The following is a 17882-nucleotide window of genomic DNA, read 5'->3' on the forward strand; positions in this document are numbered from 1 at the left end:
TTTAAAATTATTCATAAAAAAACCGAAGCTTATGCTTCGGTTTTTTGTTTTATATATTTTTGATTTAATAAGAATAGTAAGGGTTTACTTCAACTTTTTCTTAACCGCTACTTCTTGATATGCTTCAATAACATCTCCTTGAACAATATCATTATATCCTTTTATTTGAAGACCACAATCGTATCCTTTTGCAACTTCTTTAACATCATCTTTAAATCGTTTTAGAGAGGTTAATAAACCATCGTGAACAACAATTCCTTCACGTATAATTCTAATTTTAGAATCTCTAAATATCTTACCAGACATTACCATACATCCTGCAATGTTTCCAACTTTAGAAATTTTATACACTTCTCTAATTTCAACATTACCACTAATTTCTTCTTTCATGTCTGGAGACAACATGCCTTCCATCGCATCTTTAAGCTCATTAATTGCGTCATAAATAATAGAATAGAATCTAACATCTACTTCTTCTTTATCTGCAACCGAACGTGCATTTCCTTGCGGACGAACATTAAATCCAATAACAATTGCATCGGATGCTGATGCTAATAATACATCACTTTCTGTAATGGCTCCAACACCTTTATGAATAATATTTACTTGTATTTCTTCTGTAGATAATTTCTGGAACGAATCTGTTAAGGCTTCAACTGAACCATCAACATCACCTTTTAAGATAATGTTTAATTCTTTAAAGTCTCCTAACGCAATTCTACGTCCGATTTCATCTAATGTTAATGTTTTCTGAGTTCTAACCGACTGCTCACGTTGTAATTGAGAACGTTTAGATGCAATTTGTTTTGCTTCACGCTCGTCATCAAATACATTAAATTTATCTCCTGCCTGTGGCGCGCCGTCTAATCCTAAAATAGAAACTGGCGTTGATGGCCCTGCTTCTTTTAGGTTATTTCCTTTATCATCAAACATAGCTCTTACTTTACCACTATGTTTTCCTGCTAAAATATAATCTCCAATTTTTAAAGTACCTGCTTGAACTAAGATTGTAGAAACATATCCTCTACCTTTATCTAACAATGCTTCAACTACAGCACCAACTGCATTTTTATTTGGGTTTGCTTTTAATTCTAAAACCTCTGCTTCTAATAATACTTTTTCTAATAATTCCGGAATTCCTTCTCCAGTTTTAGCAGAAATATCTTGAGATTGAATGCTTCCACCCCAATCTTCAATTAATAAGTTCATCGCAGATAATTGTGTTTTCACATTATCAGGATTCGCATTAGGTTTATCAATTTTATTGATTGCAAAAATAATTGGCACTCCAGCAGCTTGCGCATGTGAAATTGCTTCTTTTGTTTGCGGCATTACATCATCATCAGCTGCAGCAACAATAATTACTAAATCTGTTACTTGAGCTCCACGTGCACGCATCGCTGTAAAGGCTTCGTGACCTGGTGTATCTAAAAATGCAATTTTCTGATCTCCTACGTTTACTGAATACGCACCAATATGCTGAGTAATCCCTCCACTTTCTCCATCAATAACATTTGCTTTTCTAATATAATCTAACAAAGATGTTTTACCATGATCTACGTGACCCATTACTGTAATAATTGGCGCACGTGTTACAAGATCTTCTTCCTTATCTACAACTTCAACAATAGACTCTTCTACTTCTGCACCAATAAATTCTACTTTATAATTGAACTCTTCCGCAACAATTACCAAGGTTTCCGCATCTAAACGCTGATTCATGGTTACCATCATTCCTAACATCATACATGAAGAAATAATATTTGTTACTGGTACATCCATCATGGTAGCAACTTCACTTACTGTAACAAATTCTGTTACTTTAAGTATTTTGTTATCTAATGATTGAGCTTCTTGTTCTGCTTCTGTTTGCTCTCTGTGAGCATCTCTTTTATTTCTACGATACTTAGCTCCTTTTCCTCTGCTAGATTTTCCTTGAAGTTTTTCTAAAGTTTCTCTAACTTGTTTCTGAATTTGAGCTTCTGTAAGTTCTTCTTTTGGAACAACTTGTTGTCTTCCTCTTCCTCTATTATTTTGTCCACCTCTATTACCACCAGCTCTATTTCCACCAGTATTCCCTCTATTTTGACCTCCTCTATTTCCTACTGGTTTACTAATTCTTTTTCGCTTCTTTTTAGCGTCATCATTAGTTTTAGCGGCAGCTTTAGGATCTGGTTTTTTCTTCTTAGGCTTTTCAAACTGTTTTAAGTCGATTTTTTTTCCAGTAATTTTTGGTCCATCTAACTTCTTATATTGAGTTTTAATAGCCTCTGCATTTTCTGCTGTTATTTCAACAGGTTTTTCTACTACAACTTTCTTTTCTTCTTTCTTCTCTTCTTTTGCAGCAACTTCTGACTTAACTTCTTTCGCAGTTTCTTTTACTGGAACTTCTTTCTCTGAAGCTTCTTTTTCTGGTACTGCTACTTTCTTAACTTCTTCTTTTTTAGCTTCTTTAACAACTGGCTTTTTGTCGATATCAATTTTACCAACCGTTTTTATCTCAACTTTGGCTGCTTTGGCTTTAAGAACTTTCTCTTTCTCTCTCTTTTCCTCTTCTCTCTTCTCTTCTTCTAACCTCTTTTGCTCTAATTTAGCTTCAAGCGCCAAACGCATCGCTTCTTTTTCTTTGCGTTTTTCTTCTCCTACTTCTTTAGAAGCTGCTTTTTTACTAGCATCAGTTTCAAAACCGTCAAGCAAGACTTGATATACTTCAGTAGAAATTTTAGCGGTAGGTCTTGCTTCGATCTCATGACCGTTCTTTGCAAGAAACTCCACAGCTCTATCTAATGAGATATTAAGTTCTCTTAATACTTTGTTTAGCCTTAATGTAGCCATAAATTGTTTTTACTTTTGTTATAAAAACACACTTTATACGTAGTATAGTTATGCTCTCTTTTTATTACTTTTAGTTTAGTTAATCTTCGAACTCTTCTTTTAAGATTCTTTGTACGTCTAAAATAGTTTCCTCTTCTAAATCCGTTCTTTTCACTAATTCTTCTACTGTAGTGTCTAATACACTTCTTGCAGTATCTAAACCAATTTTCTTAAATTCGGTAATTACCCAATCTTCAATTTCATCTATAAATTCTGTCAATTCAACATCTTCTTCTTCTAACCCTTCTCTCTGAACATCAATCTCATATCCAGTTAACTCACTTGCTAAACGAATGTTTACACCACCTTTACCAATAGCTTTAGAAACTTCTTCTGGTTTTAATAAAACGCTTACTCGTCCTTTTTTACCATTTCTCTCTTCTTCGTATTCCTTTATTTCCATTGACGTTACTTTTGCAGGGCTTAATGCTCTTGCAATAAATAACTGTTCATTTTTGGTGTAATTGATAACATCAATATTTTCGTTTCCTAATTCACGAACAATTCCATGAATTCTAGATCCTTTCATACCAACACAAGCTCCAACAGGATCAATTCTATCATCATAAGAATCAACAGCTACTTTTGCTTTTTCTCCAGGAATTCTTGCAACTCCTTCAACTGTAATTAATCCGTCAAAAACTTCAGGAATTTCTTGTTCGAATAATTTATTTAAGAACAATGATGATGTTCTTGATAAAATAATTGCTGGCTTATTACCTCTTAATTCTACCGATTTTATAACTCCACGAACTGAATCTCCTTTTCTAAAGAAATCTGAACGAATTTGTTCGCTCTTTGGCATCACCAATTCATTACCATCATCATCTAACAAAATAATTGCATTATGACGAATATGATGAACTTCTGCACTATAAATCTCTCCTTCTAATTCTTTAAATTGCTTAAACACATTTGTACTATCGTGCTCATGAATTTTAGAGATTAAATTCTGACGCAATGCTAAAATAGCTCTTCTACCTAAATCTATCAGCTTAACCTCTTCAGATACATCTTCACCAATCTCAAAATCTGGTTCTATTTTTTGTGCTGCAGTTAATTCTATTTCTTCATTATCTTCTTCTACTTCACCATCGGCAACAACGATTCTATTTCTCCAAATCTCTAAATCTCCTTTATCTGGATTTATAATAATATCAAAATTATCATCCGATCCAAATTTACGTTTTAATGCAGCTCTAAAAACCTCTTCTAAAATAGACATTAATGTTACTCTGTCTATACTTTTATTGTCTTTAAATTCTGAAAACGAATCAATTAGCGCTATATTTTCCATTGCATAATTTCCTTAAAATATAATCTTAACTTTAGCTTCTTTAATATGTGTGTACTCTAAACTTATTTTCTTTGCTACGGTAACCTTTCCTTTACCTATAGGCTTGGGCTCTCTTGCTTTCCATTCTAAGACAATTTCTTTATCTGTTACATTGGTTAGCGTCCCTTCGTACTTTTCTTCTTCTGTTTTTACTTTTAATATCCTACCTATATTCTTTTGATATTGTCTTAACAATAATAAAGGGTGTGAAATATCTGGTGATGTAACCTCTAAAGCAAAATCTTCTTCTTCTCTGTCTAAGTTATTCTCTATATACCTATTTATTCTAATACACTCTTTAATAGGTATCCCTTCATCTCCATCAACAATAACTCTTATTTTGTTATTTGCTAAAAAAAGCACATCGATTAAAAACAAAGAATCATTCTCTAATACCGCTTCTTCAACTAAGTCTCTAACTTTCTGTTCTTTCATTTTAGGTATAAAAAGAGGGGACTTTTCGTCCCCTCCATCTTTATTTTTGTAAAAACTTCGGTGCAAATATAATAACTAATCTAAGAATATACAAATAGCTTACTCTCTATTGTAAGGACTTAAATAAAATACTACCAAAACAAAAAGTTTCTAAACTATAAAAGCGCTCACAATTTGTGAGCGCTTTCTGTTGGCCTACAAGGACTCGAACCTTGAATGTCGGTACCAAAAACCGGTGTGTTACCAATTACACCATAGGCCAATAATTTATTGAGGATGCAAATTTAAAGTAAACTTTTAATTGTGCAAACAAATTCGTCTAATTTTTGAGTTTAACAAACATTTATGATGATAAACATCTCGAAATGAAAATCTGAAACGTTTTTTATAGGATTAATTACTAAATTCGCCTCAGATTAGATTATTTACCAACTTATGACCACATCAAACTATAATAAATGGAACATTATCCTTGGATGGATTGTTTTTGCTATTGCTTTAATTACATACACACTAACGTTAGAACCCACGGTAAGCGCTTGGGATTGTGGAGAATACATCTCTACAGCAGTTAAATTAGAAGTTGGTCATCCACCTGGAGCACCTTTGTTTCAAATGCTCGGTGCATTTTTTGCAATGTTTACAAATGATGTAACTCAGATTGCTAAAATGGTGAATTTCATGTCTGGTTTAGCCAGTGCATTTACCATTTTATTTATGTTTTGGACGATTACCAATTTGGCTAAAAAATTAGCAATAAAATCTGGTGAACTTACCGAAAGTAAATACATTGCAATTTTAGGGAGTGCAGTAGTTGGTTCTTTAGCCTATACTTTTTCAGACAGTTTCTGGTTTAGTGCAGTAGAAGGAGAAGTATATGCAATGTCCTCTTTTTTAATGGCTTTATTGTTTTGGCTAGGGTTAAAATGGGAAAGTGAAATAAACACTTATAGAGGTAATAAATGGTTAGTATTAATAAGTTTTGTAGTTGGTTTATCCTTTGGTGTCCATATCTTATCACTATTAGTAATACCTGCAATTGTATTATTATACTTCTTTAAAACCTATAAAAATATCAATATTAAAACTACTGCAATTGCAACAGTAATTTCTGTATTGGTTTTAGCTTTTGTTTTTAAATTTTTATTTCCGTTTACTCTAAAATTCTTCAGTGCATCAGAATTATTTTTCATCAATTCTGTTGGATTACCATTTAATTCAGGAAGTATCATTGCCGGAATAATTTTAATAGGGTTGTTTTACTTCGGATTAAACTATACTCGTAAGCATGAGAAAATAATGACAAACACATTAATATTATCTGTGTTATTTATTATGATTGGTTTTTCTTCGTGGTTAATGTTGCCAATTAGAGCAAATGCAAATACTACTATTAATGAAAACGACCCATCCTCTGCAAGAGAGTTGTTGGCGTATTATAATAGAGAACAATATGGCGATGCCAACGTTTTTTATGATACTTATTATTCTAATAGATATTCTCAAGAGCAAGATGCATTAAATCCAACTAGAGATGATAAGCCAAAATACGAAAAGAAAAATGGCAAATATGTTATTGTAAATAAGTACAAAGACGCACTTCCAAATTGGTCTGGTAAGCATAAAGGTTTTATACCTAGAATGGTAAATCCTGCATCCGAAAAAATGTATAAAGCTATTGCAGGAATACCCGAAAATAGTAGAAGACGACCCACTTTTGTTGAGAACATCAAATTTATGATGAGCTATCAATTTGGATATATGTATGGGCGTTATTTTATGTGGAATTTTGTTGGACGACAGAATGATGTCCAAGGGAACTTAGATATGTTTAATGGGAATTGGCTAAGCGGAATTAACCCTATAGATGAAGCTAGATTAGGCTCTCAAAGAAGTTTACCAACCGATGTAAAAGAAAATAAAGGAAGAAATAAATATTACTTTTTACCTTTTATTTTAGGAATTATTGGCCTCTTATATCAGTTAAAATGGGATAAAAAGAATTTTTACACATTGTTAATCTTTTTCTTATTTACTGGAGCTGCGATAATTTTCTATACAAATCCTAAACCTTTTGAACCCAGAGAACGTGATTACGCCGTAGTAGGATCCTTCTATATTTTTGCCGTTTGGATTGGTTTTGGAGTTTTAGCACTGTATGAAAAACTGAAACAGTTTGCTGATAAAAAAACAATAGCAATTGCTGTTTCTGCTGTTTCACTTATAGCTGTACCAACATTAATGGCTTCACAGAATTGGGATGACCATGATAGATCTAATCGATATACAGCTCATTTAAATGCACAAGCATATTTAGAAAGTTGCGATCCAAATGCGATTATGTTTACCATAGGTGATAACGATACGTTTCCACTTTGGTATATGCAAGAAGTAGAAGGCTTTAGAACCGATATAAAATTAGTGAACACAAGTCTATTCCAAACGGATTGGTACATAGACCAAATGAAGAAAAAAACATACAAAGCAGATCCAATTCCTTCAAAATTGAAACACGATCAATACAAATATGGAACTTTAGATGCTGCATATTATTTTGATGAATTAGCCGCTATACCAAAAGATTCTGTTTTAGACTTAAACATTTTTATGCGTTGGTTAAGTAGCACTAATGAGCGAACTTTCTATGATTTAGAAGATGATGGTTTACCAGAAAAAATTCTTCCTACAAAAAACATTAGAATTCCTGTTAATAAAGAAAATGCGTTGAAATACGGAATTGTTGCTCCAAAGGATGCAGACAAAATAGTTGATTATATTGACATAACTATTGATAGAGCAATTCAAAAGAACGCTATATTGATGTTAGATATTTTAAATAATTTTGACTGGAAACGCCCTATTTATTTTACTGGCGGATCTAATGCTGATAATGAATATATTTGGCTAAAAGACTATTTACAACTTGATGGTTTAGCGTATAAATTTGTTCCTATAAAAACCTCTATTAAAGATAAATCTATGTTTGATATGGGTAGAATAGACCCAGAAAAAATGTATACTAATGTTAAGAAATGGAACTGGAGAAATATTAATGATGGTAAGATTTATTTGGACGAGCAAACAAAACGAAATTCTATTTCTTTCCGTAATAATTTAATGCGCTTGTCCGAAGCTTTTGCTGCAGAAGGTGACACCATTAAAGCTATAGAAGTTTTAGATTTATCATTAGAAAAATTTCCGATAGAGAAATTTGATCATTATAGTCTAGCTTTAGGATATCCAGAAATTTATTACAAATTAGGAGAAACTGAAAAAGCTAGAAAAACTGCCGAAATATTAATTGGTCTTTTTAAAGAAAAACTACATTGGTATAGTACTTTTTCTACCGAAGACACCAATATAATTTTCGACGAAATTGATACTAACTTATACATGTATAGAAATATTTTAGGTCAGATTGAAAAAGCAGATTCTGACAAAGAATATTTAGAAAAATTACAAGACGGATTTATTGAAAGTGTAAAACTTTTTAGTCATTTAATGCCCGATGAAGATGAAACTAAACAAGCTCTAGACAGTATTAATCCGTAACCAATACATGTCTTATTTTATAAAAACGCCAGATATAGTGCAGAGACTTTTCTCTAAATATATCTGGCGTTTTTCTTCTAACAAAAAAGAACTCTACCTCACTTTTGATGATGGACCAACTCCAGAAATTACAACTTTTGTTTTGGAGGAATTAAAAAAGTACAATGCAAAAGCTACTTTTTTTTGTATTGGAAAAAACATTAAAAATCATCCTACTATTTTTAAGCAATTATTAGATGAAGGACATTCAGTCGGAAATCACACTCAAAACCACCTAAACGGCTGGAAAAGTAGCAATGCTACTTATGTAGAAAATGTTTTGTTGTGTAAAAAAGAAATTCAACAATTCAACAATTCAATAAATAAACAATTGTTTCGTCCTCCTTATGGAAAAATAAAACCGAGTCAATCTAAAAAACTAAGAAAACTTGGTTACAAAATTATTATGTGGGATGTTCTCAGTGCAGATTTTGACACTAAAATCTCAAAAGAGAAATGTTTAGATAATGTTTTAAAAAATACACAAAACGGAAGTATTATTATTTTTCATGACAGTAAAAAAGCATCAGAAAAGCTACAATTTGTATTACCAAAAGTATTAAACGAGTTTTCTAAAAAAGGCTATGTTTTTAAAAGAATTTGATTTTTCTAAATACAGTCAGGACCTCTCGACTGCGCTCGAGGTGACAAAAATTTAAACGTATTCTTGAACCAAATCAATTAGTGTATCGGCATCTTGTTCTCCTGTTTGACGCCATTTCATCTCACCATTTTTATAAATCATAAACGTAGGATTTCCTTTTACACGAAGTGCGTCGGCAAGTATTTCATTCTTTTTAATATCTATTTTAATCACCTTTGCTTTATCTCCTAAAGCGGCAGCAACATCTCTTAGTGTATCTATAGTTGTATTAGCATCATTCCAATCGAAATAGAAATCTATTAAGACTGGTTTTTCTACACTAATTAACTCTCCAAATTTTGTCATAATAAATAAGTTTATTAGGGGAAAACGTACAAATTATTTTATAGTTAAAGTACAAATATAACATTTCTAATTAAAACGACTGATTATCAAGCCTTTTTCAACTCAATTACGGTTACTTCTGGCCAGATTCCAACACGCCCTGGAAATGCGTGAAAACCAAATCCACGATTTACATTTATGTACCTTCCAAATTCTTCATACAAACCTGCCCATTGTTTATAGACATATTTTGATGGGCTCCATTTTATGAAACCTGGAATTTCGATTCCGAATTGTAATCCGTGTGTATGACCGCTTAAGGTTAAGTGATAATTAAAATCGTCTTCTTTTACTTTATATTCCCAATGACTTGGGTCGTGCGTCATTAAAATTTTAAAATCGTCTTTTTTGATATTTGCTGAAGCCTTTTTTAAATCACCTGATTGATTAAATCCTTTTCCCCAGTTTTCTACACCTAAAAGTGCAATTCTTTGTCCGTCTTTTTCGATGTATCTGTGTTCATCTAGCAATAATTCGAAACCTATTCTTGGGTGAATATCTTTTACTGCTTTAAAATTGGCTATTTTTTCTTCTGGCGTTTTCCATTTCATATAATCTCCATAATCATGATTTCCTAAAACTGAGTATTTTCCGTAAGGTGCTTCTAATTGAGAAAAGGTTTCTATCCAATTATCCATTTCGGTAGCTTCATTATTTACAATATCTCCTGTAAAAAGCATTAAATCAGATTTTTGCTGATTGATTAAATCAACGCCATATTGAATTTTTTCTTTATTGGTAAAACTTCCTGAATGTATATCTGAAATTTGCGTGATCGTAAAACCATCAAAAGCATCAGGTAAATCCTTAAAAGTTAATTGATATTTTAAAACCTTGTAATTGTGTTTTCCTTTAATGATTCCGTATAAAAACCCTGCAAACGGAATTGCAGCTAATCCCAATGCTATTTGAGAAATAAATTTTCTTCTACCCGCCAATGATTTTGTTTCATTTGAAGAGGCAACCGAAATTAATTTCTGAATCCAACGAACCACATCTTCTCCAAACAACGTCACTAAAATAAATATCTTAGGAACCAAAACCGTTAATAACATTCCTAATCCCCATTGAAATCCTTTAGTTTGACCTACTGTTCTTGGCGTAGTAAATACCACATAAAAAAAGTTAGCATAAATAATTAGTGATATTACTAAAACACTCCAACGTAAAACTCTGTATTTAGAAACTGTTTTTAAAGCCTGAAATGTGTAAAATTCTAAGATTACAATTAAAAAAGTAATAATGATTAAGGTGATAATCACTCTTGTTGGCATAGGTAGGTTTTTAAAATGTTAACAAAGATACAAACATAAATAGGCAATAAATCGATTCTAAAGTTAAGGTTACTTTAAAACTTTTACTAGTTGATTTGCAATATTATCTTTGTTTACATTAGACGAATTATCTAAAACAACCATACAGTTTTTTAACTGTTCATTTCTCACAATTAACGTTCTTGCTCCTAACCAAGAACCATTATGCCATACAGCTTTATTTTTAGTAATTACCCAACCAAAACCATAATCGCTTTCTTTACCATTATTTAAGACAGGCATTTTATAAGCTTCTTTCATGGTTTCTTCTGAAAGCAAGTCATTTTTATACCAAAACTGATTCCAAATTACAAAATCATCAATGCTAGAAAATATTCCACCATCTCCAGCAATCCCATCTAAAATTCCAGGTTTTAAATCAAATGTTTCTCCCATAACATTATCAAAAGACTTTGTTTTATTTTCGAATGTTGAACCTTTAGAAACTAAGTTCCAAACTCTAGTATTTTTCATATTTAGTTTATCAAATAACTCAACTTGCATAAAATCTTCAAATGATTTTTCAGAAATACGCTCAATAATCGCCGCTAATAAAACATAGCCTGTATTATTATATTGATACACTTCATTGGGTTTATTTTTTAACGGTTTTCCTTCTTTTGCTAATAATGTTACCATTTTAGAAATAGTTAATACTTCACCAATCTCTTTCTTATACTTTTTAGGAAAGTCCATATAAATATCTGGAACGCCAGAAGTGTGGTTTAATAAATTTCTAATCGTAACTGAACTATATGTTAATGATGGTAGGTATTTTATAATTGCATCATCAAAATTTAGTTTTCCTTGCTCTTTCAATAACATAATTCCAGTAGCAGTAAACTGTTTTGAAACCGATGCTAATCTAAAAGAGGAATTATTTGTTAGCTTTTCAGATTTTGTAAAATCTGTAAAACCATAGGTTTTTTTCAATAAAATAGTATCGTTTTTAATGAGTAAAACTGCACCATTAAATTTATTGTCTTTCTGAAGTTTTTGCAACCATTCATCTGCTTTTTCAACTTTAACAATAGTAGTCTCTTCTTGGCTTATAACTAAATCATCAATTTTTAGTTCATAATTAATAAACCAGTAGGAAAAACCAGCAATTGCTAAGATTACAAAAACCACTACTCCGATTACAATTTTCCACGCTAAACTCATCTCTTAAAATTTTATAACACTATCTGACGCCTAAAATATGATTTTGTTTCAATTTCATTGAAAATTTTTTATCACACAAGTAATATTTCGTAGTTTTACTAACCTTATTTTATTCAAAAATGGCAGACCAAAAACGATTATTTCTACTTGATGCATTCGCATTAATTTTTAGAGGATATTACGCATTTATAAAAAACCCAAGAATCAATTCTAAAGGCATGGATGTTTCCGCCATTTTAGGATTTACAAATTCTTTGTTAGACGTTATAAAACGTGAAAGACCCGATCATTTAGCGGTTTGTTTTGATCGTGGTGGATCTGTGGCAAGAAAAGAGGCTTTTCCAGAATATAAAGCCAACCGACAAGAAACGCCTGAAGCTATAAAAATTGCCGTTCCGTATATAGAACAAATTTTAAAAGCCATGAATATTCCTGCCGTTGTAAAAGAGGGTTTTGAGGCTGATGATATTATTGGTACGCTTGCCAAAAAAGCTGAAAAAGAAGGCTATAAAACTTTTATGGTAACACCAGATAAAGATTTTGCTCAATTAGTTTCTGAAAATATTTTTATGTACCGTCCACGTTTTGGTGGTGGTTATGAAACTTGGGGAATTCCTGAAGTACAAGAAAAATTTGGCGTAGAAAGACCAGAACAAGTCATCGATTTTTTAGGAATGATGGGAGATTCTGTAGATAATATTCCTGGTTTACCAGGTGTTGGTGAAAAAACGGCTAAAAAGTTTTTAGCGGCTTATGGTTCTATGGAAAATTTATTAGCAAATACTGCTGATTTAAAAGGAAAAATGAAGGAAAAAGTTGAAGCAAATGGCGAACTTGGAATTCTTTCAAAAGAACTAGCAACCATTATGCTAGATGTTCCTGTTGATTTTAATCAGGAAGATTTTGAAATGTGTCAACCTAATATTGAAGCTACTAAAGAAATTTTTACGGAATTAGAATTTAGAAGATTAACCGATAATTTCTTAAAAACATTTGGAGCTTCAGAAAACGCTTCGGCTTCAACCAGCGTCCAAAAAGAGAATATCACTTCGAGTTCAGTTGAGAATTCTAGCAAAAAAACAGCAACTCCTTCAGGAGCAAATGCAACTGGTCAGTTTGATTTATTCGCTGCGCCTGGAACTGGAAATATTACTGAAACTGAAATTGCATCAGGATATAAAACCATTAAAAATACCAATCATTTTTATCAGCATATAAATACTTCTCTTTCTAGAAAATTATTACTCAATAAATTGATGCAACAAAAATCGGTTTGTTTTGATACAGAAACCACGGGTTTAAAAGCCTTGGAAGTCGAGTTAATCGGAATTGCGTTTTCTTACGAAACTGGAAAAGGGTATTATGTTTCTTTTCCTGAAAATCAAGAAGAGACAAAAACTATTTTAGAAGAGTTTCGCCCGTTTTTTGAAGCTGCAGAAATTGAAAAAATTGGACACAATATAAAATATGACATCAAGGTTTTATCAAACTATAATATGCCTGTAAAAGGCAGGTTATTTGATACCATGATAGCGCATTATCTTATCAATCCAGACATGCGTCACGGAATGGATGTTTTGGCTGAGACCTATTTAAATTATCAACCCGTTTCTATCACAGAATTGATTGGTAAAAAAGGCAAGAATCAACTTTCTATGCGAGTTGTTCCTGTTGAAGATCAAACAGAATATGCAGTTGAAGATGCCGATATCACATTGCAATTAAAAGAACATTTTACCAAAGAATTAGAAAGCGGAAATGTCACTAAATTATTTAACGATATTGAAACTCCATTGGTTTCAGTTTTAACTGCCATGGAAATTGAAGGAATTAATCTAAACACCGAATTTTTAAACAAACTTTCTGTTGATTTAAAAGATGATATTAATCGTTTAGAAAAAAACATTTACGAACAAGCTGGCGAAGAATTTAATATCGCTTCTCCTAAACAATTAGGAATTGTTTTGTTTGAAAACATGAAATTGGTTGACAAACCTAAAAAGACAAAAACTGGTCAATATAAAACAGGAGAAGATATTTTATCTTTCTTAGCAAAAGATCATCAAATTATTAGAGATATTCAAGAATATCGTCAGTATAAAAAATTACAAAGTACCTATGTAGATGCGCTGCCAAACGAATTAAATCCGAAGACGAAAAGAGTGCACACAGCCTATGCACAAGCTGTTGCTGCAACAGGTCGATTGAGTTCTAATAATCCGAATTTACAGAACATACCGATTAGAACTAAACGTGGACAAGAAGTGCGAAAAGCATTTATTCCTAGAGATGAAAATCATGTGTTGGTTGCGGCGGATTATAGTCAAATAGAATTACGAATTATCGCAGCGTTAAGCGAGGAAGAAACGATGATTAATGCTTTTAAAAATGGTGAAGATATTCATGCTTCTACTGCTGCTAAAGTATTTAATGTTTCTTTAGATGAAGTGACTCGCGAACAGCGTAGTAATGCAAAAACGGTTAATTTTGGAATTGTTTATGGTGTTTCTGCTTTTGGATTAAGTAATCAAACGGATTTATCTAGAAAAGAAGCGAAAGCGTTGATTGATACGTATTATGAAACCTATCCGAAACTTCGAAATTACATGGCGGAACAAGTCGATTTTGCCCGTGAAAATGGCTATGTAGAAACGGTTTTAAACAGACGTAGGTATTTAAAAAACATCAATTCACAAAATGCAATTGTACGTGGTGCATCCGAAAGAAATGCGGTGAATGCTCCTATTCAAGGTTCTGCTGCTGATATTATTAAATTAGCGATGATTAACATTCATAATCGATTTGAAAAAGAAAATTTTAAATCGAAAATGCTATTGCAAGTTCATGATGAATTAGTTTTTGATGTTCCTAAAGACGAATTAGAAACAATAAAACCAATCATAAAAGAAGAAATGGAAAACGCCTTTAAAATGACAGTTCCGTTAGATGTTGAAGTTGGTGTTGGTGATAATTGGTTGCAAGCGCATTAAGGTTTTATGAATATCAATAAACAAGAGATTATTGAAAACATTTGTTATACTGAACTTGTTTATTCCAGGATTAATAAGAAATTAAACATCAAACTCACAAAGGAAAAAATTGAAATATTTATTCTAAAAATATTAAAAGAAACTGATGAAATATTCTTTTCCAAAACTGGAAAGAATTTTTATGTGATCAACTCAGAAAATCACATTAGAATAACCATTAATTCAAATACTTTTAGAATTATTACAGTAGATGAAATTAAAAAAACAAATCATTTTCATCATTTTAAAGAAGATATTTCTAGGATTCAACTTCCAGAAAAATTTACTTTTCCATTTTATTATCAACCTCATTTGTTAACTAAAATTGCTACAAATGAAATACAAGATTATTTAGAGAATCAAACGGATTTTAATCATAATTTTGGATTAAATTCTAATACTGAAGAATTACCCATAGGTAAAATGTTTGGTGTTTTAGTTGTTCAAAATCAGCAAGATGAAATTGGATACTTAGCTGCTTTTTCAGGAAAATTAGCAAATAAAAGTATTACATCTTTTTTTGTGCCTCCAATTTTTAATGCCCATTCTAAACATAGTTTTTATGCTAAAGGGAAAATCGAATTAAATGAATTAAGTAAACAAATAGCTTCATTAGAAAAGAATCCACATTTTAAAAACCTACTAAAAAAGAAGAATGCTCTTTCACTTTTTATTGACAATGATTTAAAGCTTCAAAGAGAAAAAATGAAAGTGGCAAGAAAAGACAGAAAAAGTCGTCGTAAAAAAGCTTTTAAAATACTATCTTCTGATGAGTTTACAATCTTCAATAAAAAACTAGAACAAGAAAGTTATAACAATCAATTTTTATACAAAGAATTAACTATCTATAGGGAACTTCAATTATCCAAAGAGAAAAAAGAATTAGACATTTATACTTCTAAAATATCTTCTTTAAAAAAAGAACGAAAGCAAAAATCTAATTTATTACAACAAAAATTATTAGAAAAATATAAATTCTTAAATCAACATAATGAAGTAAAAAGTTTGACAACTATTTTCCCAAATCATAAAGAACAAAAACCTCCAGCTGGTACTGGAGATTGTGCTGCTCCAAAATTATTACAATACGCTTTTTTAAATGATTTAAAACCCATTTCGATGGCTGAATTTTGGTGGGGAATATCACCGAATACAGAAATTAGAAAACATAAAAACTTTTATCCTGCTTGTCAAGGTCGATGTAAACCTATATTAACACATATGTTATCTGACATTGAAATGGATGAGAATCCATTGATAAAAAACACTTCATCAAACAAAAAATTAGAAGTCATTTTTGAAGACGATGCTCTAATTGTTGTTAATAAGCCTACGGAACTTTTATCTGTTCCTGGAAAAGAAATTAACGATTCTGTTTATACAAGAATAAGAAAACAATTCCCTAAAGCTACTGGTCCTTTAATTGTTCATCGATTAGATATGTCTACCTCTGGAATTATCGTTCTAACCAAAACAAAAGAAGTCAATAAAAAACTACAAAAACAATTTTTAGAGAGAACTGTTAAAAAACAATATATCGCTTTGTTAGATGGAAATATTGAAGGAAATGAGGGCGAAATAAACTTACCTTTACGAGTTGATTTAAATGATAGACCAAGACAATTAGTTTGTTTTGAACATGGAAAACCAGCAAAAACAAAATGGAAAGTTGTAGATCGTTTTGATAATAAAACAAGAATTCATTTATTTCCGATTACAGGAAGAACTCATCAATTAAGAGTACATGTTTCTCATTCTTTAGGTTTAAATATGCCAATTATCGGTGATGATTTATATGGGAAAAAAGCAAATAGGCTTCATTTACATGCTACACATATTGAATTCGAACATCCAATTTCTAAAAAGAGAATTCATTTTACTATTCCTTCGAATTTTTAAGAATTAAATCTAATTCAAAAAATCAACAACCAAATCAGGAAAATCTGTAAAAACACCATCAACGTCAGCTTCTATTAACAACGTTTGCATCATTTCTTCAAAAGAAGAAAATTCATCTAAAGCATCTGCTCTAAAAGTATAGGAATGTACTTTTAACCCTAATTCGTGCGCATCAAAAACTAAGGAAGTAAACGTAAATTTACCATCAACTTTTTTATCTAAAATTTGTTTGTACCAAGGTCCAATTCCGTCTGCGTAGGTTGCAAAATAGTTCAACTGTTTGGTTTCTTCTGGAAATTCAATTAACTGTACTAAAAACAATTCTGATTTTAACTTTACACGAATTCTTTCTAATTCTTTTGCATCAAAACATTGTAAAATACAATTGTCTTTTTTTGTTTTATATCCATAATCTGACAAAACTTTCAAGACAGTTTCTGACAAATTTTTACCTTCTTTTTTATGAAATTCTGGCTCCTTAATTTCTGGATAAATTCCAATGTTTTTATGAGTTGATTTATTTAAACCTTGAATCAATTCAATTTCATCTTGCAAAGAATGTAATTTAAAATTTCCTGTATTTTTTGGAAACCTGTTTTTATAAATTTGCTCTCCAGTTTTAGGATCAAAACGTTCTGAAACTTGTAATGTTTTTAATTCTTCAAAGGTAAAATCAATTACATAAAATCGATTGTCTTTTCTTTTTCTTGTTGGAAATTTTTCCGCAACATCTGTAACATCATCCAAATAAATATCATGAATTACAATTGGCACATCATCTTTGCTTAAGACCAAATCTTGCTCAATAAAATCAACATTCATTGCATGTGCCATTGCTTTTGCTTCTATAGTGTGTTCTGGCAAATAACCAGAAGCGCCTCTGTGGGCAATAACAATTTTCTGTTTCATAAAATCTGATTTATTTTCAGGGGTTTTACAACCAAATATAATTATTAGTAAAAGAATGAATTTCTTCATTCACTAAAAATATAACTTTTGTAGCTTTGCTATATGAAATCATTGATAAAAATAATGTTTATTATCTTTTTAATTTGGATGATAACAGGTATTTATCTAATAAATACTGAACATGAAAAAGCTCAATTGGTTATGGGTTTAGGTGTATTTTATTTTTCCTTTCTTTTTATGCCTGTTTTTATTTATTACAGATATAAAGATGGAAAGTATAAGAAGTATATTTTAAATGATGAAAAACTAAAAAAAGCTTTTGGTGAACAAGGTGAAAAATAGTC

Annotated in this window: 12 protein-coding genes and 1 tRNA gene; 5 read left to right on the forward strand and 8 right to left on the reverse strand. The window is 31.1% G+C overall.

Going from position 1 to position 17882, the window contains the following annotated elements; all coding sequences use genetic code 11:
- Positions 1-84 precede the first annotated feature (84 nt).
- From infB to OD91_RS06855, 4 genes are all read right to left on the reverse strand, one after another.
- Positions 85-2835 carry a translation initiation factor IF-2 gene (gene infB / locus OD91_RS06840; protein ID WP_144895641.1) on the reverse strand — a complete coding sequence of 917 codons (2751 nt, stop codon included), beginning with the start codon at positions 2833-2835 and terminating at the stop codon, positions 85-87.
- A 79-nt stretch (positions 2836-2914) separates the two neighbouring features.
- Positions 2915-4171 (reverse strand): transcription termination factor NusA, encoded by a 1257-nt coding sequence (nusA, locus tag OD91_RS06845; protein WP_144895642.1) that lies wholly within the window; start codon positions 4169-4171, stop codon positions 2915-2917.
- A 12-nt stretch (positions 4172-4183) separates the two neighbouring features.
- Positions 4184-4645, reverse strand: a complete 462-nt coding sequence (gene rimP / locus OD91_RS06850; RefSeq protein WP_144895643.1) for a ribosome assembly cofactor RimP — start codon at positions 4643-4645, stop codon at positions 4184-4186.
- A gap of 190 nt (positions 4646-4835) precedes the next feature.
- A tRNA-Gln gene (locus OD91_RS06855) sits at positions 4836-4907 on the reverse strand.
- Between the two features lie 173 nt (positions 4908-5080).
- On the opposite strand from OD91_RS06855, the gene OD91_RS06860 reads away from it, so the two are divergent.
- Positions 5081-8197: a DUF2723 domain-containing protein gene (locus tag OD91_RS06860; RefSeq protein WP_144895644.1), complete on the forward strand. Its 3117-nt coding sequence runs from the start codon at positions 5081-5083 to the stop codon at positions 8195-8197.
- A 7-nt stretch (positions 8198-8204) separates the two neighbouring features.
- On the forward strand, positions 8205-8840 hold the full coding sequence (locus tag OD91_RS06865; protein WP_144895645.1) for a polysaccharide deacetylase family protein: 636 nt from the start codon (positions 8205-8207) through the stop codon (positions 8838-8840).
- Positions 8841-8891: 51 nt separating this feature from the next.
- Here OD91_RS06865 and OD91_RS06870 read toward each other — a convergent pair whose 3' ends face one another.
- From OD91_RS06870 to OD91_RS06880, 3 genes are all read right to left on the reverse strand, one after another.
- Positions 8892-9185: a co-chaperone YbbN gene (locus OD91_RS06870; protein WP_144895646.1), complete on the reverse strand. Its 294-nt coding sequence runs from the start codon at positions 9183-9185 to the stop codon at positions 8892-8894.
- Between the two features lie 86 nt (positions 9186-9271).
- Positions 9272-10498: a metallophosphoesterase gene (locus OD91_RS06875; protein ID WP_144895647.1), complete on the reverse strand. Its 1227-nt coding sequence runs from the start codon at positions 10496-10498 to the stop codon at positions 9272-9274.
- A 69-nt stretch (positions 10499-10567) separates the two neighbouring features.
- Positions 10568-11701 (reverse strand): serine hydrolase, encoded by a 1134-nt coding sequence (locus OD91_RS06880; RefSeq protein WP_144895648.1) that lies wholly within the window; start codon positions 11699-11701, stop codon positions 10568-10570.
- 119 nt (positions 11702-11820) lie between these two features.
- Here OD91_RS06880 and polA point away from each other — a divergent pair, with 119 nt between their 5' ends.
- Together polA and OD91_RS06890 are read left to right on the forward strand one after the other, a co-directional pair.
- Positions 11821-14691 carry a DNA polymerase I gene (gene polA, locus OD91_RS06885; protein WP_144895649.1) on the forward strand — a complete coding sequence of 957 codons (2871 nt, stop codon included), beginning with the start codon at positions 11821-11823 and terminating at the stop codon, positions 14689-14691.
- A 6-nt stretch (positions 14692-14697) separates the two neighbouring features.
- Positions 14698-16629, forward strand: coding sequence for a pseudouridine synthase (locus OD91_RS06890; protein ID WP_144895650.1), 1932 nt, complete (start codon positions 14698-14700; stop codon positions 16627-16629).
- Positions 16630-16638: 9 nt separating this feature from the next.
- Here the strand turns inward: OD91_RS06890 and glpQ are convergent, their stop codons facing one another.
- Complete coding sequence (glpQ, locus tag OD91_RS06895; protein WP_144895651.1) at positions 16639-17607, reverse strand: glycerophosphodiester phosphodiesterase; 969 nt, start codon at positions 17605-17607, stop codon at positions 16639-16641.
- Positions 17608-17661: 54 nt separating this feature from the next.
- Here glpQ and OD91_RS06900 point away from each other — a divergent pair, with 54 nt between their 5' ends.
- Positions 17662-17880, forward strand: a complete 219-nt coding sequence (locus OD91_RS06900; protein ID WP_255513197.1) for a hypothetical protein — start codon at positions 17662-17664, stop codon at positions 17878-17880.
- Positions 17881-17882: the final 2 nt, after the last annotated feature.

This window comes from Lutibacter sp. Hel_I_33_5 (assembly GCF_007827455.1).
Classification (GTDB): domain Bacteria; phylum Bacteroidota; class Bacteroidia; order Flavobacteriales; family Flavobacteriaceae; genus Polaribacter.

Bases quoted from the DNA above. Each gene is read 5' to 3' on its own strand.
- OD91_RS06880 (WP_144895648.1), bottom strand. From the start codon at position 11,701: ATGAGTTTAGCGTGGAAAATTGTAATCGGAGTAGTGGTTTTTGTAATC.
- OD91_RS06860 (WP_144895644.1), top strand. From the start codon at position 5,081: ATGACCACATCAAACTATAATAAATGGAACATTATCCTTGGATGGATT.
- OD91_RS06865 (WP_144895645.1), top strand. From the start codon at position 8,205: ATGTCTTATTTTATAAAAACGCCAGATATAGTGCAGAGACTTTTCTCT.
- nusA (WP_144895642.1), bottom strand. From the start codon at position 4,171: ATGGAAAATATAGCGCTAATTGATTCGTTTTCAGAATTTAAAGACAAT.
- glpQ (WP_144895651.1), bottom strand. From the start codon at position 17,607: ATGAAGAAATTCATTCTTTTACTAATAATTATATTTGGTTGTAAAACC.
- OD91_RS06875 (WP_144895647.1), bottom strand. From the start codon at position 10,498: ATGCCAACAAGAGTGATTATCACCTTAATCATTATTACTTTTTTAATT.
- polA (WP_144895649.1), top strand. From the start codon at position 11,821: ATGGCAGACCAAAAACGATTATTTCTACTTGATGCATTCGCATTAATT.
- OD91_RS06870 (WP_144895646.1), bottom strand. From the start codon at position 9,185: ATGACAAAATTTGGAGAGTTAATTAGTGTAGAAAAACCAGTCTTAATA.
- infB (WP_144895641.1), bottom strand. From the start codon at position 2,835: ATGGCTACATTAAGGCTAAACAAAGTATTAAGAGAACTTAATATCTCA.
- OD91_RS06890 (WP_144895650.1), top strand. From the start codon at position 14,698: ATGAATATCAATAAACAAGAGATTATTGAAAACATTTGTTATACTGAA.
- OD91_RS06900 (WP_255513197.1), top strand. From the start codon at position 17,662: ATGTTTATTATCTTTTTAATTTGGATGATAACAGGTATTTATCTAATA.
- rimP (WP_144895643.1), bottom strand. From the start codon at position 4,645: ATGAAAGAACAGAAAGTTAGAGACTTAGTTGAAGAAGCGGTATTAGAG.